The organism is Mycobacterium sp. NPDC050551 (genome assembly GCF_040674075.1).
Classification (GTDB): domain Bacteria; phylum Actinomycetota; class Actinomycetes; order Mycobacteriales; family Mycobacteriaceae; genus Mycobacterium.
In genome coordinates this window covers 907270-930807 of sequence record NZ_JBFARC010000002.1, presented here as the reverse complement: position 1 = coordinate 930807, position 23538 = coordinate 907270, and the positions used below count along the sequence as shown (strand labels likewise).

Sequence of the window (23538 nt, the reverse complement as noted above, 5' to 3'; positions counted from 1 at the left end):
TGGGCGGCGCTACTTCGGGATCAGCTCCACCCCGGTGAGCACCGCGGCGTCCTCGCGGCCGGGCGCGACGACCGTCGCGACGTAGCGTCCGTCGTCCTTCCAGACGTTCGCCTTCAGCGTCTCACCGGGGAACACCACGCCGGCGAAGCGCGCGCCGTAGGTGTCCACGGCCGCGGCGTCGCCGTCGAGCACCCGGTCGGTGATCGCCTTGCACGTCATGCCGTAGGTGCACAGCCCGTGCAGAATCGGCTTCGGAAACCCTGCGGCCGAAGCGAATCCGGGGTCGGAATGCAGCGGGTTGCGATCGCCGCAGAGCCGGTACAGCAGCGCCTGCTGAGGCAGTACCGGGATCGACAACTCGAAGTCGGGTGCCCGCTCTGGCGGCGCAATGCTGGTCGACGGACCGCGCTCTCCGCCGAAGCCGCCCTCGCCCCGCGCGAAGATCGACCGCTTCTGCGTCCACAGCAGCGTGCCGTCGGGTGCGGTGACGGTGGTCTCCGACCAGATCACCGCGGCCTTGCCCTTGTCCCAGATGTCGGTGAACCGAGTGACTGCCACACCGGTGCCGCTCGCCGGGATCGGTCCCGGCGCCGAGATCGCCTCGCTGGCGTGCAGCACCTTGGACAGCTCGATGTCGATGCCCGGGAACTGCACCGTCGGGGGCTTGGTCATGTGGAAACTCTGGGCGACGTTGCCGAACGTCGGGAGCACCTGCGGGGTGTCGTCGATCAGGTAGCGCAGTTCGCGCGGGTCCATCGGGTCGCCGCCTGCGCCGAGGCCGAGGTGGTACAGCTGCACATCGCTGCTGCTCCAGGAGAACTCGTCGGGCTCGAGCTCGGCCCCGAGTGCCTCGTCGAGATTGATCGGCATCAGTTCCCGCCCCTGCTGGACGTCGCCGGCTGCTCGACTCCGGCAAGGTGCAGGGCCGCGAGATAGCCGAAGGCCATGGCCGGACCGATCGTCCCGCCGGGCCCGGGGTAGGTGTGGCCCATCACCGGGGCGCTGACGTTGCCCGCGGCATAGAGCCCTTCGATCACCGAGCCGTCGTCGCGCAGCGCGCGGCCGTGCACGTCGGTGCGGATACCGCCCTTGGTGCCGAGATCGCCGGGCACCATCTTGGCCGCGTAGTACGGGCCGTGGCTGATCTCGCCGAGGTTCGGGTTCGGCTTGTTGGTCGGGTCTCCGTAGTAGCGGTCGTAGGCGCTCTCGCCGCGGTGGAAGTCCTCGTCGACCCCGGCGCGGGCGAAGCCGTTGAACCGCGCGATCGTGGCCTCCAGCGCGTCGGCGGGCACCCCGGTCTCGGCTGCCAGCTCGGCCAGTGTGTCGGCCTTGACGATCACGCGCGACTCCAGCCACCTCTTCGGAATCCGCTGTCCGGGCTGCAATCCCGCGAAGATGTAGCGGTCACGGTACTGCTGGTCGAACACCAGCCAGGCCGGGATGTTCTCGCCCGGTCCTGCGCCCTGGCCGTACACGCCGCCGTACATGTGGTGGCACGCCTCGACATACGGCATCGATTCGTTCATGAACCGCTTGCCCGACATGTTGACGATGATCGAACCGGGGGAGTTGCGTTCCGACAGCGCGAACCACGGCGCGCCGACCAGCGGGACGGTCGGCCCCCACCAGGCGTCCTCCATCACGTCGAGGGCGGCGCCCAGCTTCTCGGCCGCGACGATGCCGTCGCCGGTGTTCGCCTTCGCGCCGACGGTCCACTCGGTACTGATCGGCGCGCGCTGGTACTTCACCCGCATCTGCTCGTTGTGTTCGAACCCGCCGCTGCCGAGGATCACTCCGCGGCGCACCCGGATGAGCTCGGGCTCGGCGCTTGCGGAATCGCGCGCATCGACAACGTAGACGCCGCGCACCACCCCGTCCTCGACGTAGAGGTCGGTCAGGGCGGTGTTGAGCCGCACCGGTACTCCGGCCTGCTGCAGCCCGATGCGCAGGGGGGCGATCAACGCGCGGCCCATGCCGACGAGGTTCTTGCCGGTCGCCTTCGCCCAGGTCGCCCGCATGCCCACCTTCAGACTGCGGAGCACGCCACGCGGGTGGCGCTTGAGCTGGTTGAGCCGGACGTAGTCCTGCTGCATGACGACCATGTTCATCGGCACCTTGCCGTACGGCGGCTCGAGGCCGTCGAGGTCGGCGCCGAGCTTCTTGGCGTCGAACGGCTTGGGCTCCACGGAGCGACCGGTGGGCTTGCCGCCGGGTGCCTCCGGGTAGTAGTCCGAGTAGCCCGGCACCCAGCACAGCTTCAGCGGGGAGTGCTTCAGCACGAACGACAACATCTCCGGCGCCCGGTCCAGATAGGTGTCGATCCGCTCGGCGGGCACCACGTCGCCGATGATGGCGTGCAGGTACTGGCGGGCCGCATCTGGGCTGTCCTTGACGCCGTCACGCTTGAGGATCTCGTTGTTCGGGATCCAGACGCCGCCACCTGACCGCGCAGTGGAACCACCGTAGTGCGCGGCCTTCTCAACGACTACTGTGGAAAGGCCCTGGTGAGCGGCGGTGAGGGCGGCGACCATGCCGGCTGCGCCGCTCCCCACCACGACGACGTCGTACTCCTGTCCGGTCATGTAGAACACGTTATAGAATCGCCCGGCCGACCCACAACTGCGCCGGTCGACGAAACGAGGGGAATTCAGGTAGATGCTCTCTGCCGAGGTGCGTGACTGGCTCGCCGCCGACCTGGCGCAGGCCGAACGAAGCCGCGTTCCGATCACGCCGCTGACCGCCCGCGAATCCGACATCGACGTGGTCGATGCCTACGAGATCCAGCTCATCAACATCCGTCAGCGGGTCGCCGAGGGAGCCCGCGTGATCGGCCACAAGGTCGGCCTGTCGTCGGAGGCCATGCAGAAGATGATGGGCGTCGACGAACCCGACTACGGCCACCTGCTCGACGAGATGCAGGTCTACGAAGACGTCCCTGTCCAGGCCGCGCGGTATCTCTATCCGCGGGTCGAGGTGGAGGTCGGCTTCATCCTCGCCGACGACCTGCCCGGGGCGAACTGCACCGAGGAGGACGTGCTCGCCGCGACGGCGGCGTTCGCGCCGGCGATCGAACTCATCGACACCCGGATCACCGACTGGAAGATCAAGTTGTGCGACACCATCGCCGACAACGCGTCGTCGGCGGGTTGGGTGCTCGGCGAGGCCCGGGTGTCGCCGAAGGACATCGACATCAAGGCCATCGACGCGGTGCTGACCAACAACGGCGAGGTCGTGGCCGAGGGGCGCAGCGACGCGGTGCTCGGCAATCCGGTCACCGCGGTGGCGTGGCTGGCCCGCAAGGTCGAGAGCTTCGGGGTCCGGTTGAAGGCGGGCGACATCGTGCTGCCGGGCTCGTGCACACGTGCGATAGATGCACCACCCGGCAGCCATTTCGTCGCCGACTTCGCCGGGTTAGGTTCAGTCAAGCTGAGTTTCGAATAAGCCAGGGGAGAAGCAATGCCGCAGAAGCTGCAAGTCGCGATCGTCGGGTCGGGCAACATCAGTACCGATCTGCTGTACAAGCTGCTGCGGTCGGATGTGCTGGAGCCGCGGTGGATGGTGGGGATCGATCCGGAGTCCGAGGGTCTGGCGCGGGCGCGCAAGTTGGGTCTGGAGACGACCCACGAAGGGGTGGACTGGCTGCTGGCGCGGGATGAGAAGCCGGACATGGTGTTCGAGGCCACCAGCGCCTACGTGCACCGCGACGCCGCCCCGCGCTACGCCGAGGCGGGTATCCGCGCAATCGACCTGACGCCGGCCGCGGTCGGGCCGGGGGTGATCCCGCCGGCGAATCTGCGCGAGCATCTGGACGCGCCGAACGTCAACATGGTGACCTGCGGTGGGCAGGCGACCATCCCGATCGTGCATGCGGTGTCGCGCGTGGTGGAGGTGCCCTACGGGGAGATCGTGGCGTCGGTGTCGTCGGCGTCGGCCGGGCCGGGGACACGCGCCAACATCGACGAGTTCACCAAGACCACGAGCGCCGGGGTGCAGCACATCGGCGGCGCCAGGCGGGGCAAGGCGATCATCATCCTCAATCCGGCCGATCCGCCGATGATCATGCGCGACACCATCTTCTGCGCCATCCCCGAGGACGCCGACCGCGACGCGATAGCGCAGTCGATCCGAGACGTGGTGGCCGAGGTGCAGACCTACGTGCCGGGCTACCGCTTGCTCAACGAGCCGCAGTTCGACGACCCGTCGATGAACTCCGGCGGGCAGGCGGTGGTGACGACGTTCATCGAAGTGGAGGGTGCGGGTGACTACCTGCCGCCCTATGCCGGGAATCTCGACATCATGACCGCCGCGGCCACCAAGGTCGGCGAGGAGATCGCGAAGGAAAGTCTTTCCACCACGGGAGCGCAGGCATGAGTACCGACGAGATCTATTTCGACCCGATGTGGGACATCCGGATGACGGACACCTCGTTGCGGGACGGCAGCCACCACAAGCGCCATCAGTTCACCACCGACGAGGTCGGCGCGATCGTCGCCGCGCTCGACAGTGCCGGCGTTCCTGTCATCGAGGTGACCCACGGCGACGGGCTGGGCGGGTCGAGCTTCAACTACGGGTTCTCCAAGACCCCCGAGCAGGAGCTGATCAAGCTGGCCGCCGAGACGGCCACCAACTCCAAGATCGCGTTCCTGATGCTGCCCGGGGTTGGCACCAAGGAGGACATCAAGGCCGCGCAGAACAACGGCGGGTCGATCTGCCGCATCGCCACCCACTGCACCGAGGCCGACGTCTCGATCCAGCACTTCGGGCTGGCCCGCGAACTCGGGTTGGAGACCGTGGGGTTCCTGATGATGAGCCACACCATTCCGCCGGAGAAGCTGGCCGCACAGGCGCGCATCATGGCCGACGCGGGATGTCAGTGCGTCTACGTGGTCGACTCGGCCGGGGCGCTGGTGCTCGAGGGTGTGCGTGACCGGGTGGCCGCGCTGGTCGCCGAACTCGGTGACGACGCCCAGGTCGGTTTTCATGGCCACGAGAACCTCGGGCTGGGCGTCGCCAATTCGATCGAGGCGGTACGGGCGGGCGCCAAGCAGATCGACGGCTCCTGCCGCCGGTTCGGCGCCGGTGCGGGCAACGCTCCGGTCGAGGCCCTGATCGGGGTGTTCGACAAGATCGGTGTGAAGACCGGCATCGACTTCTTCGACATCGCCGACGCGGCCGAGGAGGTCGTCGCGCCTGCCATGCCCGCCGAATGCCTGCTGGACCGCAACGCGTTGATCATGGGCTACTCGGGCGTTTACTCCAGTTTCCTCAAGCACGCCATTCGCCAGTCCGAGCGCTACGGGGTGCCCGCGCACAAGTTGCTGCACCGCGCGGGTCAGCGCAAGCTGATCGGCGGGCAGGAGGACCAGCTCATCGATATCGCGCTGGAGATCAAGCGTGAGCAGGACGCCGCCGCCGAGGTGGGCTGAGAGATGTCTCGATTGTGACATCACAGCCTGTCCGGTTCTGACGCGTAGTCGTTTGCGGGTATGGTGTGCATCGCTGTCGCACCTGCGATGGTTGCCGTGAGCACACTCGGCTTACTGTGACATCGGAGACGCCCTGAACGATCGATCTGTGGTGACTGGAACGCTTCAGATGCCGGAGCCCGTTGGCGGTCCGGTCAGCGATGTGTTCCTCGCACCCCGTGCCCGCGGCTGGATCCACGTGGTCGCCGCGTTCGTCGCCGTGCTCGGCGGCGCGGCGCTGATCGGGGTCGCGTGGACCGGTGACCGGCCGGCAGAGGCCGGCTGGGCCGCGCTGGTCTACGTTGCCGCGATCATCACGATGTTCAGCGTCAGTGCGGTGTACCACCGGATGCGGTGGACCTCGCCGGTCACCCAGAAGTGGATGATGCGCGTCGACCATTCGGTGATCTTCGTGTTCATCGCAGGCACCTACACACCGCTCGCACTGCTGGCCATGCCGCCGTCGATCGGGACCGAGGTGCTGGTGGTCGTGTGGACCGGCGCCGCGGCCGGCGTGCTGTTCAAGATGGCCTGGCCGTCCGGCCCTCGGTGGATCGGCGTCAGCCTGTACCTGGCCTTCGGCTGGGCGGCGATCTGGTTCGCCGAGACGCTGCTGCTCGGTGCCGGCCTGACGGTCGTCGCACTGCTGATCGCCGGCGCGGTGCTCTACAACATCGGCGCCGTCTGCTACGGCATGCGCTGGCCGAATCCGTGGCCGACCACGTTCGGGCACCACGAGGTCTTCCACGCGTTCACCGCGGTCGCGGCACTCTGCCATTTCGCCGCCATCTGGCTCGTCATCGACTAGCTGCCCGTCCGCCTGTCACCGCGGCCGGGCACGATGGCGGCATGGCGACGCGGACCGAGGCACAGGCCCTTCTCGAACAGCTGGCAGGACCGCACGCCATTCTGCGTGACGACCAGTGGCGGGCGATCGAGGCACTCGTCGTGCACCGGCGTCAGGCGCTCGTGGTGCAGCGCACCGGGTGGGGCAAGTCCGCGGTGTACTTCATCGCCGCGAAGCTGCTGCGCGCTGCCGGGCACGGCCCCACGGTGATCGTGTCGCCGCTGCTGGCGCTGATGCGCAACCAGGTGGCCGCCGCCGAGCGCGCCGGGGTGCGGGCCGCGACGATCAACTCGAGCAACGTCACCGACTGGGACGACATCCACGCCCGGGTGGCCGGCGGTGACCTCGACGTGCTGCTGGTCAGCCCGGAACGGCTGAACAATCCCGACTTCCGCGACCAGGTGCTGCCCGCACTGGCCCGCGACGCCGGTCTCGTGGTCGTCGACGAAGCGCACTGCGTGTCGGACTGGGGCCACGACTTCCGGCCCGACTACCGCCGGATCCGCACCCTGATCGCCGACCTCGGCGCCGACATCCCGGTGCTCGCCACCACCGCGACCGCCAACGACCGGGTCGTCGACGATGTGGCGAGCCAGTTGGGCGTGGGCGGCCGGGACACCGTGGTGCTGCGCGGCGGCCTCGACCGGGAGTCGCTGCGGCTGTCGGTGGTGCATGCGGGCAATCCCGCCCAGCGCGCGGCGTGGATCGCCGCGCACCTCGGCTCGCTGCCCGGGTCGGGCATCGTCTACACGCTGACCGTCGCACAGGCGCACGACGTGGCGGCCCTGCTGCGGGAGCACGGTCACCCGGTCGCCGCGTACACCGGTGCCACCGAGGCCGCCGAGCGCGAACAGCTCGAGGCAGACCTGCTCGCCAACGAGGTAAAGGCCTTGATCGCCACGTCGGCGCTGGGCATGGGCTTCGACAAACCGGATCTGGGCTTCGTCGTGCACCTGGGCGCGCCGTCGTCGCCGATCGCGTATTACCAGCAGGTCGGCCGCGCGGGCCGGTCGACGGCGGAGGCCGAGGTGATCCTGCTGCCCGGCCGGGAGGACCAGGACGTGTGGCGCTACTTCGCGTCGGTGGCGTTCCCGTCGGAGGCGATGGTGCGTGACGTGTTGCGCGCACTCGAGCCCGACCGTCCCCAGTCCACACCCGCGCTCGAACCGCTCGTCGATCTGAATCGCGCGCGGCTGGAGATGGTGCTGAAGGTGCTCGACGTCGACGGGGCCGTCCGGCGGGTCAAGGGCGGCTGGGTCGGCACGGGCGCACCGTGGACCTACGACGAGGAGCGGTACCGCAACCTCGACGCGGCGCGCCGGCGTGAGCAGCAGGCGATGCTCGAGTACCAGTCGACCGACGAGTGCCGGATGACGTTCCTGCGTCGCCAGCTCGACGATCCGGAGCTGGCCGACGGCGAGCGCTGCGGCCGGTGCGACAACTGCGCGGGCAGTCGCCACGACGCCGGCGTCGACGACGCGACCGCCCAGGCCACCCGGCAACGGCTGCTGCGGCCGGGCGTGGAGATCACCCCGCGCAAGCAGTGGCCGTCGGGGCTGGCCAAACTCGGCGTGTCGCTGACGGGCCGCATCGCCGACGGACCCGCACCGGGACGGGTGATCGGCAGGCTCACCGACCTCGGCTGGGGCGCCCGGCTGCGCGCGGTGCTCGACGCGCCGGACGACGAGGTGAGCGACGACGTCGTGCGCGCGGCGGTCGACGTGCTCGCCGCGTGGGAGTGGCAGACCCGCCCCGTCGCCGTGCTGGCCATGGATTCGGTGGCCCGGCCGCGGCTGATCGGGTCGCTCGCCGGCCGGCTCGCCGAACTGGGCCGTCTGGAGAATCTCGGCACGCTGCGGTACCGCCCCGGCCGTCGCCAGGTGGCCGCCGCGAACTCGGCTTATCGCGTTGCGGCGCTGCATGATTCTTGGGAGACGCCGGATGTGTCGGCGGTGGGCGGGCCGGTGCTGTTGGTCGACGACCTCACCGATACCGGCTGGACCCTGACGATGGCCGCCCGGGTGGTGCGGGACGGGGGAGCGGCTGCCGTGCTGCCGTTCGCGATGGCCGCGGTCAGCTGACCGCCGGCCAGGGTGGCTTCTCGCCGCCCAGTTGAGCGGTCAGGGCGTCGGCGGACGACATCAGCCTGCGCGCCCGCCTGATGATCTCGGCGGCGCTCAGTGACCGGCCGACGTGCAGGGAGACGACCATGGCCTGGCGCTGATGGTGGTCGTACACCGGGGCGGAGATCACGCTGACGTCGTGACGTTGCCGCCCGTCTCCTGCGGATTCACTCCGCAGGTAGACGCGCTCGCCGATGTCGGACACCATCTCGCCGAGCAGCGCCCGCAACTCGTGCGGGAGTGTGCTGGGTATGCCTGCGGTCAAAGCGTAGAGCCGCTGTCCGGCCGCGGTCTGGCGCTCCACCAGGTAGCCGTCGGCCCGGCACTCGGCGATCACCCGTTGCAGCCGGTCGTCGTCCGTGCGCAGCGGCACCGTCGGCTCCTTGGCCAGCCAGGTCCGCACGGCGTCGTCGTCCCAGAGCACGAACATCAACCCGACGGGAGGGGCGAACGGATAGCTCTGGCCCACGTGCACCGGGGCCGCCACCTCCGGTGGCGACACCAGGTCCAGGACCGTGATGCGGTCCTGCACGACCGCCGACAGCGCGGCCGTCGCCGCGTAGGCCGCCGAGAGCCGACGCAGTTCGGCGCGCGCGGCGGGGTTGACCCGAAGCGACTCCTGAGCCGTGTGCCCGAGCGCGATGAGCGCGGGGCCCAGCCGATAGGTCTTGTCCTTCGCGTCGCGCACGAGGTAGCCCGCCGACGTCAGGGTGGTGACGATGCCGAGGCACGTCGGCTTGCTCAGCTGCAGGCGCCTCGCCAGGTCGGACAGGCCGAACCTGCCCCGCGGGTGGCCGGCGAGGTAGTCGAGCACGGCGACCACGCGTTCGGTGGGTGGCGACGTGCGAGCCGTGGACATGTCAGAAATGTACCTTGACGTTCCAAATATGAACCACGGATCGGGTCACGGCCATTGACTGGCACTAGAACGCGTTCTAGTTTCAAGGCGTGTACTCCACACCCTTCGCCGAGGCGATCGCCGAGGCCGAGCGCCTCGTCACCGAAGCGCCGTTCATCGAATCCGAAGCCGATCTGCTCGAAGGTCTGCAGTACCTCGCCGGCGGGATCGCCGCCTGCACGCATCTGGCCTTCGACTACGACCGTGACCATCCGTTCCTGCAGTCCGGCACCGGCCCCTTCACGAAGATGGGGCTGGACAACCCGGACACCCTGTACTTCGGCACCCGGGTGCACCCGGGCCACGAGTACGTCGTCACCGGCAAGCGCGGCACCACCACCGACCTGAGTTTCCAGATGCTGGGCGGCGACTACACCGACGACAACGTGCCCGCCAGCCAGGCCGCATTCGACGACCGCGAACTCGAGATCGCCGACGACGGCACCTTCGAGTGGCGGGTGACGCCGAACAGCCCGTCGCAGTTGCTGATCCGTGAGGTCTACAACGACTGGTCGGCGCAGCGCGGCTACGTCAACGTCGCACGCACCGACACCGCGGGCACCGCGCCGCGGCCGCTCACCAAGGAACTCATCGAGAAGCGCTACGCCGTGGCGGGCAAGCAACTCGTCCAGCGGGTCAAGACCTGGCTGCAGTTCCCGCAGTGGTTCTACGACAACCTGCCGGTGAACACGATGGTCGCGCCCCGGCTCACACCCGGCGGCCTGGCCACGCAGTACTCGTCGGTGGGTCGCTTCGACCTGGCGCCGCACCAGGCCATGGTCATCACGCTGCCGGTCACCGACGCGCCGTACCTCGGCTTCCAACTCGGCAGCCTGTGGTACATCTCGCTGGACTACATCAACCACCAGACGTCGCTCAACGGCACACAGGCGCAGGCCGATCCGGACGGCAAGATCCGCATCGTCGTCGCCGACGCCAACCCGGGTGTGACGAACTGGTGTGAGACGCTCGGCCACCGCAAGGGGTACCTGCAGTTCCGGTGGCAGCGGCTGTCGCGCGAACTGACCGAGGCCGACGGCCCGACGGTGGAGATCGTGGACGTGGACAAGGTGGCCGACGCGTTGCCCCATCACGACTCGAACAAGATCTCCGAGGACGACTGGCGCGACCGTATCGCGCTGCGACAGAAGCAGATCCAGAACAGAATGGTGGGCTGAGCCGATGACCGGACTGCTCGACGGCAAGGTGGTCGTGATCAGCGGTGTCGGACCCGCGCTGGGGACGACGCTGGCCCGCCGCTGCGCCGAGAACGGCGCCGACCTGGTACTGGCGGCGCGCACCGTGGAACGGCTGGACGACGTCGCCGGGCAGATCACCGGCCTGGGCCGGCGCGCGGTGTCGGTCGGCACCGACATCACCGACGATGCCCAGGTGGCCAACCTGGTCGAGAAGACGCTCGAGGCCTACGGCCGGGTGGACGTGCTCATCAACAACGCGTTCCGCGTCCCGTCGATGAAGCCGTTGGCCAACACCACCTTCGAGCACATGCGCGACGCGATCGAACTCACGGTCTTCGGTGCGCTGCGGCTGATCCAGGGCTTCACGCCGGCGCTGGCCGAGGCGAACGGATCAGTGGTCAACGTCAATTCGATGGTGGTGCGGCACTCCCAGGCCAAGTACGGCGCCTACAAGATGGCCAAGTCCGCGCTGCTGGCGATGTCACAGTCGCTGTCCACCGAACTGGGCGAGCAGGGCATCCGGGTGAATTCGGTGCTGCCCGGCTATATCTGGGGCGGCACCCTGGAGAGCTACTTCACCCACCAGGCCGGAAAGTACGGCACCACCGTCGACGAGATCTACAAGGCCACCGCGGCTGCGTCCGACCTGAAGCGGCTGCCCACCGAGAACGAGGTCGCCTCGGCGATCCTGTTCATGGCCAGCGACCTGTCCAGCGGGATCACCGGACAGGCACTCGACGTCAACTGCGGGGAGTACAAGGCGTGAGCTTCCACGAAGGCGAACGCGAGTGAGGATCGCAGCGAGGTACGAGCGAGGACCGGAGCGAGCGAGAGTCGAGACATGAGCACACGCACCGATGTCGGCACCGTCGAGGATCTGCACGCGTCGGCCACCAAGGCCTGCGGCCTCGACGATTTCGGCTCCGACGACGACAACTACCGCGAGGCACTCGGCGTGCTGCTCGAGGCCTTCCAGCGCGACGCCGACCTCACCGAGTTCGGCAGCAAGATGCAGCGCTTCTTCGTGCGCAACGCGCTGGTGGCGCGGTTGGTCTCGGAGGCGGCGTGGAAGCAGTATCCCGAGCACGCCGACGTCGCCATCGAACGGCCGATCTTCGTGACCGGACTGCCCCGCACCGGCACCACCGCCCTGCACCGGCTGCTGTCCGCCGACCCGGGGCACCAGGGCCTCGAGCTGTGGCTGGCCGAGTTCCCGCAGCCGCGTCCGCCGCGCGAATCGTGGGCGGACAATCCCGTCTTCCAGCAACTCGACGCCCAGTTCACCAAGGCCCACGAGGAGAACCCCGACTACACCGGGCTGCACTACATGACCGCCGACGAGGTCGAGGAGTGCTGGCAGCTGCTGCGCCAGTCGCTGCACTCGGTGTCCTACGAGACCCTCGCGCACGTCCCGACGTACTCGCAGTGGCTGGCGCGTCAGGACTGGACGAAGCCGTACCAGCGGCACCGGCGCAATCTGCAGCTGATCGGCCTCAACGACGCCGAGAAGCGCTGGGTGCTCAAGAACCCGAGCCACCTGTTCGCGCTCGACGCGTTGTTCGCCACCTATCCCGATGCGCTCGTCATCCAGTGCCACCGGCCGCCGGAGACGCTGATGGCCTCGATGTGCTCGCTGGCCCAGCACACCACCGAGGGCTGGTCGCACCGTTTCGTCGGCGAGCAGATCGGCGCCGATTCGCTGGAGACCTGGTCACGCGGCCTCGAGAGATTCAACACCGTTCGTGCGCAACATGACTCGTCGCAGTTCTACGACATGGACTACTTCGACTTCATCGCCGACCCGGTCGCGGAGGTGGAGCGCATCTACCGGCACTTCGGCCTGCCGTACACCGACGCCGCGCGCGGCGCGATGGAGCAGAGTCACGCCGAGAGCAAGAAGGGGCCGCGCGCGCCCAAGCACACCTACTCCCTTGCCGACTACGGGCTGACCGACGACATCGTCAAGGAGCGCTTCGCAGGCCTCTAGACGGTCACACCGTCATGTCGGCCAGGGTGTTGATGCGCTGCAACGCTTCCCGCGCGACGGACAGCACGTCGAAGCCGTTCTTCTGGGCGCACGCGGTGAGCTCGATCGCCGCGTTGTGCGCGGCGACGAACGCGTTGTCACACGACCACCCGCCGGTGATGGACCACAGCACGATCTGAGGCGAACCCGAATCCCGCGGCGGCAGCAGGCGGAAGTCGATCGTCTTGCCCTCCATGGTCGTCACCGCCAGGGTGTCGTCGCGGCAGGAGTCGATGGCGCGTCGCACCGTGTCGACGGCTGCGGCGGTGTCGAAGTCGGCACGGTAGACCGCGGCCATCTGCTGGACGGAGACGGTGCGTGCGGCGTCGCCGTAGAACTGGCCGCCGTCGTGCGCGGCCGGGGTCCTGGCGAAGATGAAGGGCGGATCGACCTCCTGGGCGAGACCCGCACACTTCTCGGGTTCGGCCGTCACGAACAGATTCGACTCGTGCTCCGGTGCGGTCTTGTCGCTCAGCAGTCCGCCGACCTGTCCGGCGGTGATGGGAGCGACGGGCACCACGGCGCGGGGGCGCGCGTCGTCCACCACCTGGGTGCAGCCGCCGAGCGCGACACACAGCAAACCTGCCGCCGCGGTCCTGAGCATGGGATCAGTGTCGCAGCTCAGCCGTCGCCGGGCGACGGGGCGGACGACACCTCCTCGAGGCAGCCCTCGGCGACGGCGTGTTTGATGCTGTCGGCCAGTCGCGGACAGCTGCGCGAGCGGGCCGAGTGACCGCCGGACTCCCGGATCTCGGTGAAGTACGCACAGCGCTGGGACGCCGCCGAGTTCCACTGCACCGCGGTGTGCTCCGGTCCGAGCTTCTTCACGTCCACCGCCACGTGGCAGAACCGGCAGTCGATGGACACCAGACCCGCGGTCAGGTAGCGCTCGCGATCACGAAGGCTGGCCTCGCGCACCGCCTCGGCCCGTTGCGGATCGGCGGCGAAGTCCGGTGCCTTGGACCAGGACCCGCGGCTCGGCGCGGCAGGCAGGTCGTCCTCGTCGTCATGGGCGCCGTGCAGGAGCAGCATCGACCGGGCCAACCGGTCGACGTCCGGTGCCTCCTGGCGCTCGCCGGTCATGACGTGGCCTGTTCGGCCTTTGCCTCGTCGCGCTGCTTATCGGCTTCCTGACGCTTGAGGTTCTCCTCCACCTCGACCTGCCACTTCTCGTTCGCGGCCGTGGTGTCGACCTCGATCTCGAAACGGTCGGTCATGTCCGGTGTGACATCGGCGACGTCGACGTAGAACTGCTGGTACCAGCGGCGCATCTGGTAGACGGCGCCGTCCTCCTCGACCAGCAGCGGGTTGTCGATGCGGGTCTTGTGCTTCCAGATCTCGACGTCCTGCAGGAAGCCCTTGCTGACGCCTTCGGTGAACACCCGCGCCAGCTTGTCGGTGGTCTTGTCGTCCAGGCCCTTGGGCTTCTCGACGATGACGCCCCACTGCAGCACGAAGGAGTCCTGGCTGACGGGGTAGTGGCAGTTGATCAGGATCGACTCGGCCTTGAATCCGCCGTAGTTGTTGTGCAGCCAGTTGATCATGAAGGACGGGCCGAAGTATGACGCCTCGGAGTCCAGGTGCGCCTCGCCGTAGGTGGTGCCCATGTCGTTGATGTCCGCACGGCCCACGTTGTGCAGGTACTGCGACGCGATGTGGCCTTCGAAGACGTTCTTGAAGTACGTCGGCAGCCCGTAGTGGATGTAGAAGAAGTGCGCCATGTCGGTGACGTTGTCGATGATCTCGCGGCAGTTGGAGCCCTCGATGAGCATCGAATTCCACCGCCAGTCGGTCCACTCGTCGCTGGCGGACTCCGGGATCTCCGGGATCTGCACCTCGGGTTGCGGTGGGTTGCCCTCGTGGTCGTGCCACACGAAGAGCAGGCCGCCGCGGACGTCGGTGTGCCAGGCCCGGGTGCGGGCCAGCCGCGGGGTGCGCTTGGCGTACGGGACGAGCTTGCACTTGCCGTCGCCGCCCCAGCGCCAGTCGTGGAACGGGCAGGCGACCTCGTCACCCTTGATGGTGCCCTGCGACAGGTTGCCGCCCATGTGCCTGCAGTACCCGTCGAGGATCTTCACATCGCCCTTGGAGTCGGCGAAGACCACGAGCATGGTGCCGAAGATCTCGACGCCGTGCGGTTCGCCGTCCAGGTAGTCCTTGACGGGTCCCAGGCAGTGCCATCCGCGGGCGTACCGGTCGGGCAGCGCTCCGGTGTCGATCTCGCGGACGCCTGCGCCGGCGGTATCAGTAGCCACGTCGCACCTCCAGATCTGGGCTTCTAACTAGAACACGTTACAGTTTTATCCCGCGTTCGCACAATGATCGCTCCGTGACCTGCGGCATACCCAGGTCGGCGGCCTTCTGAACTGCTCACCCGCCGTCCAGGGCGGCCAATACGGCGTGCGCGGCGGTGACCCGCGCGGCGATGGGGAAGTTCTTGTTGGCCAGCATGACGACGCCGATGCCGCGCTGCGGCACGAAGGCGGCGTAGGCGCCGAAGCCGTCGGTGGACCCGGTCTTGTTGAAGAGGGTCGGCGCGGTGGGCTGCTCGGGGGTGAGGGCGGCCACGGGATGGGGGTCCATCGCCATCGAGGTGGAGTTCCCCGCCAGCAGCTGGTCGAGGGCGACCGGGTACGGGTACTGTTCCCAGCCCAGTCCCTGCACCATCGGGCCGACGCGGTAGCGGCCGACGTGCGTCGTCTCGACGGCCCGGCGCAACCGGGGCTCGAGGCCGTCGGGGGAGATGTTGCGCTCGACGAACCGGATCATGTCCGTGGCGGTGGACTTCACGCCGTAGGCCTCGGCGTCGAAGACGCCGGGGTTGACCCGCACGGGTCTGTCGGACTTGTCGTACCCCCAGGCGTAGGCGTTCTGCGCCTGCGGCGGCACCCGCACGAAGCTCTGCGGCAACCCGAGCCCGGGCATGATGTCGGTCTGCATCACCTCGCTGAAGTCGCGGCCCATCGCCGTCGCGCTCAGGTGCCCGAGCAGCCCGACGCTGGCGTTCGAGTACTGCCTGATCCGGCCCGGCGGGGCGGTCGGGCGCCACTGCCGGAAGTACTCCGTCATCGTGGTGGCGTCGGTGACCGTCTCGGGGAACTGCAGCGGAAGTCCCCCCGCGGTGTAGGTGCCGAGGTCCGACAGTGTGGCGGCGTCGATGGCGGCGCCGCGCAGCGCGGACAGGTACCGGCCCGGGTGGTCGTCGAGCGACAGGGCGCCACCTTCGGCCGCGTATCCGGCCAGGGTGGCGGTGAAGGTCTTGCTCACCGAACCGATCTCGAACAGCGTGTCGGGCGTGACCGGCGCCCCGGTGTCCCGTGCCGCGACGCCGTAGGTGAAGAACTGCCTGCGGCCGTCGACGGTGACGGCGACCACCATGCCGGGGATCCCGTGTTCGGCCATCAGCGGAGCGAAGGCGCGGTCCACCGCTGCGGCGACGGCTGCGGGGTCGGCGCCCGCAGGCGCGGCAGGCGCCGCCGCGGCGAGGAGCGCCACGGCCAGCAGGGTCCTGAGCACTCGCACGGAGCTTCTCCTCGGGGTCGGGTCGATCGTCCGCCCTGACGCGTCCGCCCCAACCTAGCCGTCACCGGCCGCGCCGCTGCCCCGCGTGCGTCAGGCGGGCTTGTCGGCCGCGACGACCCACATCGAGTAGTACTGCGAGCCGCCGCCGTAGGCGTGGCCGAGGGCCTTGCGGGCGCCCTGCACCTGGTGCTCGCCCGCCTTGCCCATCACCTGGATCGCGGCCTCGGCGAAACGGATCATGCCCGAGGCGCCGATCGGGTTGGACGACAGCACACCGCCCGACGGGTTGAGCGGGATGCGGCCGCCGATCGCGGTCTCGCCGGCCTCGGTGAGCTTCCAGCCCTCACCCTCGGGGGCGAAGCCGAGGTTCTCCAGCCACATCGGCTCGAACCACGAGAACGGCACGTACACCTCGGCGACGTCGATCTCGTCGATCGGGCTGGTGATGCCTGCGGCCTTCCACAGTGCCTTCGAGGCGTCCCGGCCGGCCTGCGGGTTGACCTGGTCGCGACCCGAATAGGCGAGCGGTTCGGTGCGCAGCGCGGTCGCGTGGATCCAGGCGACCGGATTCCCTTCCTGTACCCGACGATCCGCGATCTCCTCGTTGCCGATCACCATCGCGCAGGCGCCGTCGGAGGACGGGCAGGTCTCGTCGAACCGGATCGGGTCCCACAGCATCTGCGAGGCCATCACCTTCTCGAGCGTGATGTCCGGCTGGTGCAGGTGGGCCAGCGGGTTCTTGGCGCCGTTGAGGCGGTCCTTCACCGCGACCATCGCGCCGATGTGCGTCGGCGCACCCGAGCGGCGGATGTAGGAGCGCACGTGCGGTGCGAAATATCCGCCCGCCCCTGCGCCGACGGGCTTGGTGAACGGCACCGGAATGCTCAACGCCCACATGGCGTTCGACTCCGACTGCTTCTCCCAGGCCATCGTCAGCACGCGCCGGTACTTGCCGGACTGCACCAGCGACGCGGCGACCACACCGGTGGACCCGCCCACCGATCCGGCGGTGTGCACCCGGATCAGTGGCTTGCCCGTCGCGCCCACGGCGTCGGCCATGAACAGCTCGGGCATCATCACGCCCTCGAAGAAGTCCGGCGCCTTGCCGACCACCACGGCGTCGATGTCGTCGAACGTCGATCCCGAGTCGGCGAGCGCTCTGTCGATCGCCTCACGGACGAGCCCGTTCATCGACACGTCCTGGCGCTTGGCGACGTACTTCGTCTGGCCGGTGCCCAGCACCGCAGCGAGTTGCTTACCCATCGTGTTACCGGCCTTCCAGGACTGCGACCAGATTCTGTTGCAATGCAGGGCCACTCGTCGCGTGAGCGAGTACCCGTTGCGCGGACCCGTCGAAGATGTGCCGCGCCGCGAAGCCGATGCGCTCGAGGCCCGCCGAGAACATCGGATTGGCGGCCAGCGCGCCACCGGACGGGTTGATCTTCGTCGAGCCGTTCAGCCCGATCGCCTCTTTGAGGATCAGGTGCTGATGGGTGAACGGCGCGTAGAGCTCGGCGACGTCGATCGATCCCGCGTCGCCACCCGTGGCGGCCTGCGCAGACGCCGCGGTCGACGGGGAGGTCGTCAGGTCGCGGGCGCCAAGGATCGGTGTCTCGATGCGGTGCTCGAATCCGGTGATCCAGGCCGGATTCTCGCGCAGCTCGCGGGCGCGGTCGCCGGCGGCCAGCACGATCGCGGCCGCGCCGTCGGAGATCGGCGCGATGTCGTGGCGGCGCAACGGGTCGGCGAAGTACGGCCGCGCGAGCAGTTCGTCGATGCTGTCGGCGGGCTGCTCGCGGTCGGTGCGCTCGGCGACGGCGAACGAGTCGAGCGCCACCTGGGCCATCTGCTCGGCGGTCCACTTGCCTGCGTCGAGCCCGAGGCGGGCCTGCAGGCCGGCCATCGACACCGAGTCGGGCCACAGTGGCGCGACGGTGTACGGGTCGGTCTGCAGTGCCAGCACGCGGCGCAGGACGCCTGCGCTGGACTTGCCGAAGCCGTACACCAGCGCGGTGTCGACCTCACCGGTGAGGATCTTGATGTAGGCCTCGTAGAGCGCCCATGCCGCGTCCATCTCGACGTGGGACTCGTTGATCGGCGGCACGGCGCCGATCGAGTCGATCGCGGAGATGAACGAGAACGCCCGGCCGGCAAGGTAATCCGAGGACCCCGAACACCAGAACCCGATGTCGGTCTGCTTGAGGCCGAGATCTTCGTAGAGCTCGGCGAAACACGGCATCAGCATCTCGACGCCGTTGGTCGTGCCGTCGGTGCGGCGCACGTGCGGGGCGTGCGCGAAGCCCACCACTGCAACATCATTCGAGCCAGTCATTGTTTGCGCGCCCCTCAGAGGTGGTGCTTGTAGGTGTCGTACTCGGCGTCGGGTTCACCCGTCGGCCGGAAGTGCGAGATGTTGTCGATGCCGAGGCCCCACTCCTCGCGGGGCTTCCACACCGCCTGCACCCGCATCCCCATCCGCACCTCGTCGGCCTCGATCTCGGTGACCAGGTGCAGGAACGGGATGTCCGCGCCGTCGAGCAGCACGTAGGCCGCCACGTACGGCGGCTTGATGCGCTGACCCGCGAACGGGATGTTGATGATCGCGAACGTCGTCACGGTGCCCTTGTCCGGAAGCTCGACGAACTCGGTGGTGGGTCGGCCGGTGCCCGGATCCGCCTCGCGCGGCGGGAAATACAGCTTGCCGTCCTTGCCGGTGCGGGCGCCGAGCAGCTTGCCCTCCTCCAGCGCCCGCAGGAACGTGCTCTCCGGCAGCGACGCGGTGTGCTGGATCTCGATGCTGCTGGGGGAGACCTGCACCGTCACCGGTTCGCGCTCGTCGGTGACGTCGGGGTGCTGCTCGGCCTCGTCGCCGAGCTCGAAGTAGGCGATGTCGGTGATCGCGCCCACCGGCTCGTCGGCCCAGTGCACGCGCACCCGGGCGCCTGCGCTGATGGCGTCGGACGACCCGGCGTCGACGGCGTGCAACATCGGGGTGTCGGCGCCGTCCAGCGTGATGAGCGCCCACGCGAACGGACGGTCCAGCGGCTGGCCCTCCAGCGGCTGCGGCTGCCACGTCCACGACACCACCGTGCCGACCTCGCCCACCGGTACGATCTCCGTCAGCTGTTCGTAGCTGACCGGGTCGTATTCGGCCGGTGGCACGAGCACGCGCCCGTCGGTGCCGCGCACGCCGAGGATGCGCCGCGAGCGCAGTGCGGTGAAGAACTGACCGAGGAGTGGTCCGACTGAACGGGTGTAGTCGAAAGACAGTCTCAGCGGCGCGGAGAGCGGCTTCTCATGCTGGTCGATCAGGGCCGGGCTGCTTTGGCTGGCGGTCACGGCATCGAGTAGAACAGGTTCTAACTATGGTTTCAAGAACAGGGTGGCACTGATGAAACTGGGACTGCAGCTCGGCTACTGGGGCGCACAGCCGCCGGAGAACGCCGCGGAACTCGTCGCGGCGGCAGAGGGCGCCGGTTTCGACACCGTGTTCACCGCCGAGGCATGGGGCTCGGACGCCTACACCCCGCTGGCGTGGTGGGGTCGCGAGACCACCCGGATGCGGCTGGGCACGTCGGTCATCCAGCTCTCGGCGCGTACGCCCACCGCGTGCGCCATGGCGGCCCTGACCCTCGACCACCTGTCGGGAGGGCGGCACATCCTGGGTCTGGGCGTCTCGGGGCCGCAGGTCGTGGAGGGCTGGTACGGCCAGCGGTTCCCGAAGCCGCTTGCGCGCACCCGGGAGTACGTCGACATTCTGCGTCAGGTGTGGGCGCGCGAGGCGCCGGTGCACAGCGACGGCCCGCACTACCCGCTGCCGCTGACCGGCGAGGGCACCACCGGACTGGGCAAGAACCTCAAGCCGATCACCCATCCGCTGCGTGCCGACATCCCGGTGATGCTGGGCGCCGAGGGGCCGAAGAACGTGGCGCTTGCCGCCGAGATCTGCGACGGCTGGCTGCCGATCTTCTACTCGCCGCGCATCGCGGGGATGTACAACGAGTGGCTCGACGAGGGCTTCGCCCGGCCGGGCGCGCGCCGCTCCCGCGAGGACTTCGAGATCTGCGCGACGGCGCAGGTGGTGGTCACCGACGACCGGCCGGCGGTGATGGAGCTGATGAAGCCGCATCTGGCGCTGTACGTCGGCGGCATGGGCGCCGAGGGCACCAACTTCCACGCCGACGTCTACCGCCGGATGGGTTACTCCGAGGTGGTCGACGACGTCACGCGGCTGTTCCGGTCCGACCGCAAGGACGAGGCGGCCAAGGCCATCCCCGACGAGCTGGTGGACGACTCGGCGATCGTCGGTGACCTGGCGTTCGTCGAGGAGCAGATCAAGGCGTGGGAGGCCTCAGGCGTCACGATGATGGTCATCGGCGCGCGTTCGACCGACCAGATCCGCGATCTCGCCGCCCTGGTCTGAGTAGACACTTCTTGCAAGCTGTCTAGAACACGTTCTAGATTCAACGTGTGACCGATACCACCCCTGTCTCAGGGGCGAGCTCCACGTACACCATCCAGGGCACCACGCTGACCATGCCGGTGCGGATCCGCAGGGCCGACACCCACGTCGCGATGTTCTCCGTCGACGCGTCCGCCGCGCAGCGGTTGATCGACTACAGCGGGCTGCGGGTGTTCGAGCTGCGGCCGGGCCGTGCGGTGACGATGCTGATGCTGGTCCGGTATCACGACGGCGACCTCGGGAAGTACCACGAGTTCGGCACGGCCGTCATGGTGAGCCCGCCGGGCAAGACCCTCAAGGGGCTGGCGTCGCTGCAGTCGGCGGCCGCGTTCATCCACCACCTTCCCGTCAACCAGGGCTTCACCCTCGAAGCGGGACAACGGATCTGGGGCTTCCCGAAGATCATGGCCGACTTCTCCGTGCGGGAAACGGGCGGATTCGAGTTCGACGTCAGCGAGCACGGCAAGCTCATTGCGGGCATCGAATTCGGCGGCGGCGTGCCGATCCCGTCGGCGTTGACCGCCAAGCCGCAGGTGCTCACCACCTTCAGCCACCGCGACGGCGTGACCCGCGAGATCCCCTGGGAGATGCGGAACTCCGGGATGCGGGTCCGCCCCGGCGGCGCACGGCTGCGACTCGGTGACCATCCCTACGCCGACGAACTACGGTCCCTCGGTCTGCCCAAACGGGCGTTCGCCAGCCAATCGTCTGGCAACGTCGAGATGACCTTCGGCGACGCCCAGGAGATCCGATGACACAGACGCTCCCGACCACCAAGCCCGACGTCGATCTCGCCGACGGCAACTTCTACGCCGACGGCCCCGCCGCCCGCGAGGCCTACCGGTGGATGCGGGCCAACCAGCCGGTGTTCCGCGACCGCAACGGCCTTGCCGCGGCGACCACGCACGCCGCGGTGCTCGACGCCGAGCGCAACCCGGAGCTGTTCTCGTCGACGGGCGGCATCCGCCCCGACCAGCCGGGCATGCCGTACATGATCGACATGGACGATCCGGCCCACGTGTTGCGGCGCAAGCTGGTGAATTCCGGCTTCACCCGCAAGCGCGTGATGGACAAGGTGCCGTCGATCGAGCGGCTCTGCGACACCCTGATCGACGCGGTCTGCGAACGCGGCGAATGCGACTTCGTGCGCGACATCGCTGCGCCGCTGCCGATGGCGGTGATCGGCGACATGCTCGGCGTGCTCCCCCAGGAGCGCGACATGCTGCTGCAGTGGTCCGACGACCTGGTGTGCGGCCTGAGCTCGCACGTCGACGAGTTGACCGTGCAGAAGCTGATGGACACGTTCGCCGCCTACACCGCCTTCACCATGGACGTGATCGCCAAGCGGCGGGCCGAGCCCACCGACGACCTGTTCTCGGTGCTGGTGCACGCCGAGGTCGAGGGCTCCCGGATGGCCGACGACGAGATCGTCATGGAGACGCTGCTGATCCTGATCGGCGGCGACGAGACCACCCGGCACACGCTGTCGGGCGGCACCGAGCAGCTGCTGCGCCACCGCGACCAGTGGGAGAGCCTGCGCGCCGACGAGGAGAAGCTGCCGGGGGCGATCGAGGAGACCCTGCGCTGGACCTCGCCGGTGAAGAACATGTGCCGCACGCTGACCGCCGACACGGACTTCCACGGCACTGCGTTGAAGCAGGGCGAGAAGCTGATGCTGATGTTCGAGGCGGCCAACTTCGACGAGGAGGTGTTCGGCGATCCCGAGAACTTCCGGATCGACCGCAATCCGAACAGCCACTTGGCCTTCGGCTTCGGCACCCACTTCTGCCTCGGTAATCAGCTGGCCCGCCTCGAGTTGCGGCTGATGCTCACCAAGGTGTTGCAGCGGCTGCCCGACCTGCGTCTGGCCGACGGCGCCGAGGTGCCGCTGCGGGCGGCCAACTTCGTCAGTGGGCCGGAGGCGATGCCGGTGGTGTTCACGCCGACCGCGCGGGTGCTCTGAGTCCTCGCGCCGCGTCCGCGCCGCGTGTGTGCCGAGTGTGAAACTGTGGCGGGATTCGGGCCGGATTCCCGCCAACGCTTCACATTCGGCGAGCCCAGGCGGCCTGTAGCCGACGGACGATGCCTCCTTCGGTGTCCTGGGACGTGACCCGGATGTCCGCCCAGCCCAGCTCGGTGACGGCGTCGTGGCGGTGGATGTCCCTGCCGAACCGGATGGCGCCGCGGTGGTGGGCACCGTCGTAGTCGAGCGCGACCTTGACGTCCTCCCAGCCCATGTCGAGCACGGCCACCAGGACGCCGTGCCGGTCGCGGACGGGGATCTGCGTGGTCGGCGGCGGAAAGCCGTTGCGAATGACGAGCAGTCGTAGCCACGTCTCCCGCGGCGACTCGGCACCCGGGTCGACGAGCGCGAGGGCCCGACGCGCCGCCCGAATGCCGCGGCGGCCTCGATACCGCTCGGCGAGGAGTTCGACGTCGGCGACCTTGAGGTGAGTGGCATTCGTCAAGGCGTCGACCTCGGTGACGGCACGCTGCAGCGGGTTGCGGCGGGCCAGGTCGAGTGCCGTGCGTGCCGGGATTGTCACCACCATGCCGTCGATCGTGGTCAGCTCGTCATCCGCGATGGCGTCGGCCCACGTGCTGATGCCTCGGGGCGGGTGCCGATTCCCATGGAGCAACTCGGCCGGCGCTCGGTGATCGAGCCACTTGGCACCGTGCAACGCCGCCGCAGACCGGCCGGCGAGGATTCCTCGACGGCGTGACCACAGCCACGCGGCCTCAGCACGCAGCCGTGCAGTGATCTCCGCATCCGCAGGTAGGTAGACGCCGGGATACAGCGCGGTGTGACGACTGCGGAGTTGATGGCGGGTGAGCACACCGCCGGTCAGCGCTTCACCCCCGATGAACGGCTTCTCCATGTCCGGAGTGTGCCGACACCGACCGACACCGTCGCGGATGTGAAACCTGGGCGGAAAAAGTGCCCCAGACCCGCCAAGGATTCACACTCGCGCGCCGCGCCGCGGCGCACCGACCGG

General features: G+C 68.7%; 22 protein-coding genes. 11 read left to right on the top strand and 11 right to left on the bottom strand.

What is annotated here, in order from left to right:
• Positions 1-9: 9 nt before the first annotated feature.
• Positions 10-870: a MaoC/PaaZ C-terminal domain-containing protein gene (locus tag AB0K11_RS11270; protein ID WP_364975937.1), complete on the bottom strand. Its 861-nt coding sequence runs from the start codon at positions 868-870 to the stop codon at positions 10-12.
• A complete protein-coding gene (gene kstD, locus AB0K11_RS11265; protein WP_364975935.1) occupies positions 870-2582 on the bottom strand; it encodes a 3-oxosteroid 1-dehydrogenase in 1713 nt (570 codons plus the stop codon). The genes AB0K11_RS11270 and kstD overlap by 1 nt, the downstream gene beginning before the upstream one ends.
• Before the next feature lie 73 nt (positions 2583-2655).
• On the opposite strand from kstD, the gene AB0K11_RS11260 reads away from it, so the two are divergent.
• The 5 genes from AB0K11_RS11260 to AB0K11_RS11240 all read left to right on the top strand — a co-directional run bounded on the left by AB0K11_RS11260 (position 2656) and on the right by AB0K11_RS11240 (position 8393).
• Positions 2656-3441: a 2-keto-4-pentenoate hydratase gene (locus AB0K11_RS11260; RefSeq protein WP_364975933.1), complete on the top strand. Its 786-nt coding sequence runs from the start codon at positions 2656-2658 to the stop codon at positions 3439-3441.
• A gap of 15 nt (positions 3442-3456) precedes the next feature.
• Positions 3457-4371 (top strand): acetaldehyde dehydrogenase (acetylating), encoded by a 915-nt coding sequence (locus tag AB0K11_RS11255; RefSeq protein WP_364975930.1) that lies wholly within the window; start codon positions 3457-3459, stop codon positions 4369-4371.
• Positions 4368-5426 (top strand): 4-hydroxy-2-oxovalerate aldolase, encoded by a 1059-nt coding sequence (gene dmpG, locus AB0K11_RS11250; protein WP_364975927.1) that lies wholly within the window; start codon positions 4368-4370, stop codon positions 5424-5426. Before AB0K11_RS11255 ends, dmpG begins: the two co-directional genes overlap by 4 nt.
• 169 nt (positions 5427-5595) lie before the next feature.
• The gene (locus AB0K11_RS11245; protein ID WP_364975924.1) at positions 5596-6273 is read left to right on the top strand and encodes a hemolysin III family protein; all 678 of its coding nucleotides are present in this window, start codon (positions 5596-5598) and stop codon (positions 6271-6273) included.
• A 41-nt stretch (positions 6274-6314) separates the two neighbouring features.
• Positions 6315-8393, top strand: coding sequence for a RecQ family ATP-dependent DNA helicase (locus AB0K11_RS11240; protein ID WP_364975921.1), 2079 nt, complete (start codon positions 6315-6317; stop codon positions 8391-8393).
• Here the strand turns inward: AB0K11_RS11240 and AB0K11_RS11235 are convergent.
• On the bottom strand, positions 8386-9294 hold the full coding sequence (locus tag AB0K11_RS11235; protein WP_364975919.1) for a helix-turn-helix domain-containing protein: 909 nt from the start codon (positions 9292-9294) through the stop codon (positions 8386-8388). The two genes, AB0K11_RS11240 and AB0K11_RS11235, sit on opposite strands and share 8 nt — an antisense overlap.
• A gap of 89 nt (positions 9295-9383) precedes the next feature.
• Here AB0K11_RS11235 and AB0K11_RS11230 point away from each other — a divergent pair, with 89 nt between their 5' ends.
• The 3 genes from AB0K11_RS11230 (at position 9384) to AB0K11_RS11220 (ending at position 12519) form a co-directional block, all read left to right on the top strand.
• Positions 9384-10511, top strand: a complete 1128-nt coding sequence (locus AB0K11_RS11230; protein WP_364975916.1) for a hypothetical protein — start codon at positions 9384-9386, stop codon at positions 10509-10511.
• A gap of 4 nt (positions 10512-10515) precedes the next feature.
• Complete coding sequence (locus tag AB0K11_RS11225) at positions 10516-11298, top strand: SDR family oxidoreductase (RefSeq protein ID WP_364975913.1); 783 nt, start codon at positions 10516-10518, stop codon at positions 11296-11298.
• 75 nt (positions 11299-11373) lie between these two features.
• On the top strand, positions 11374-12519 hold the full coding sequence (locus tag AB0K11_RS11220; RefSeq protein WP_364975910.1) for a sulfotransferase: 1146 nt from the start codon (positions 11374-11376) through the stop codon (positions 12517-12519).
• A 4-nt stretch (positions 12520-12523) separates the two neighbouring features.
• On the opposite strand, the gene AB0K11_RS11215 is transcribed toward AB0K11_RS11220, so the two are convergent.
• The 7 genes from AB0K11_RS11215 to AB0K11_RS11185 form a co-directional block, all read right to left on the bottom strand.
• Entirely contained in the window at positions 12524-13162 is a 639-nt protein-coding gene (locus AB0K11_RS11215) for a sensor domain-containing protein (protein ID WP_364975907.1), read from the bottom strand.
• 17 nt (positions 13163-13179) lie between these two features.
• Positions 13180-13641: a hypothetical protein gene (locus AB0K11_RS11210; RefSeq protein ID WP_364975905.1), complete on the bottom strand. Its 462-nt coding sequence runs from the start codon at positions 13639-13641 to the stop codon at positions 13180-13182.
• Complete coding sequence (locus AB0K11_RS11205) at positions 13638-14813, bottom strand: Rieske 2Fe-2S domain-containing protein (RefSeq protein WP_364975902.1); 1176 nt, start codon at positions 14811-14813, stop codon at positions 13638-13640. Before AB0K11_RS11205 ends, AB0K11_RS11210 begins: the two co-directional genes overlap by 4 nt.
• Positions 14814-14928: 115 nt before the next feature.
• Complete coding sequence (ampC, locus tag AB0K11_RS11200; RefSeq protein WP_364976759.1) at positions 14929-16107, bottom strand: class C beta-lactamase; 1179 nt, start codon at positions 16105-16107, stop codon at positions 14929-14931.
• A gap of 63 nt (positions 16108-16170) precedes the next feature.
• Positions 16171-17343 (bottom strand): thiolase domain-containing protein, encoded by a 1173-nt coding sequence (locus AB0K11_RS11195; RefSeq protein WP_364975899.1) that lies wholly within the window; start codon positions 17341-17343, stop codon positions 16171-16173.
• 4 nt (positions 17344-17347) lie between these two features.
• Positions 17348-18412: a thiolase domain-containing protein gene (locus AB0K11_RS11190; protein ID WP_364975897.1), complete on the bottom strand. Its 1065-nt coding sequence runs from the start codon at positions 18410-18412 to the stop codon at positions 17348-17350.
• Positions 18413-18426: 14 nt separating this feature from the next.
• Positions 18427-19419, bottom strand: a complete 993-nt coding sequence (locus AB0K11_RS11185; protein ID WP_364975894.1) for an OB-fold domain-containing protein — start codon at positions 19417-19419, stop codon at positions 18427-18429.
• Between the two features lie 52 nt (positions 19420-19471).
• Here AB0K11_RS11185 and AB0K11_RS11180 point away from each other — a divergent pair, with 52 nt between their 5' ends.
• The 3 genes from AB0K11_RS11180 to AB0K11_RS11170 all read left to right on the top strand — a co-directional run bounded on the left by AB0K11_RS11180 (position 19472) and on the right by AB0K11_RS11170 (position 22505).
• Positions 19472-20503, top strand: a complete 1032-nt coding sequence (locus tag AB0K11_RS11180) for an LLM class F420-dependent oxidoreductase (RefSeq protein WP_364975891.1) — start codon at positions 19472-19474, stop codon at positions 20501-20503.
• Positions 20504-20616: 113 nt separating this feature from the next.
• Positions 20617-21297, top strand: a complete 681-nt coding sequence (locus tag AB0K11_RS11175) for an acetoacetate decarboxylase family protein (protein ID WP_364976757.1) — start codon at positions 20617-20619, stop codon at positions 21295-21297.
• Positions 21294-22505, top strand: a complete 1212-nt coding sequence (locus AB0K11_RS11170; protein ID WP_364975889.1) for a cytochrome P450 — start codon at positions 21294-21296, stop codon at positions 22503-22505. The genes AB0K11_RS11175 and AB0K11_RS11170 overlap by 4 nt, the downstream gene beginning before the upstream one ends.
• A 79-nt stretch (positions 22506-22584) precedes the next feature.
• Here the strand turns inward: AB0K11_RS11170 and AB0K11_RS11165 are convergent, their stop codons facing one another.
• Complete coding sequence (locus tag AB0K11_RS11165) at positions 22585-23421, bottom strand: hypothetical protein (protein WP_364975886.1); 837 nt, start codon at positions 23419-23421, stop codon at positions 22585-22587.
• Positions 23422-23538 lie beyond the last annotated feature (117 nt).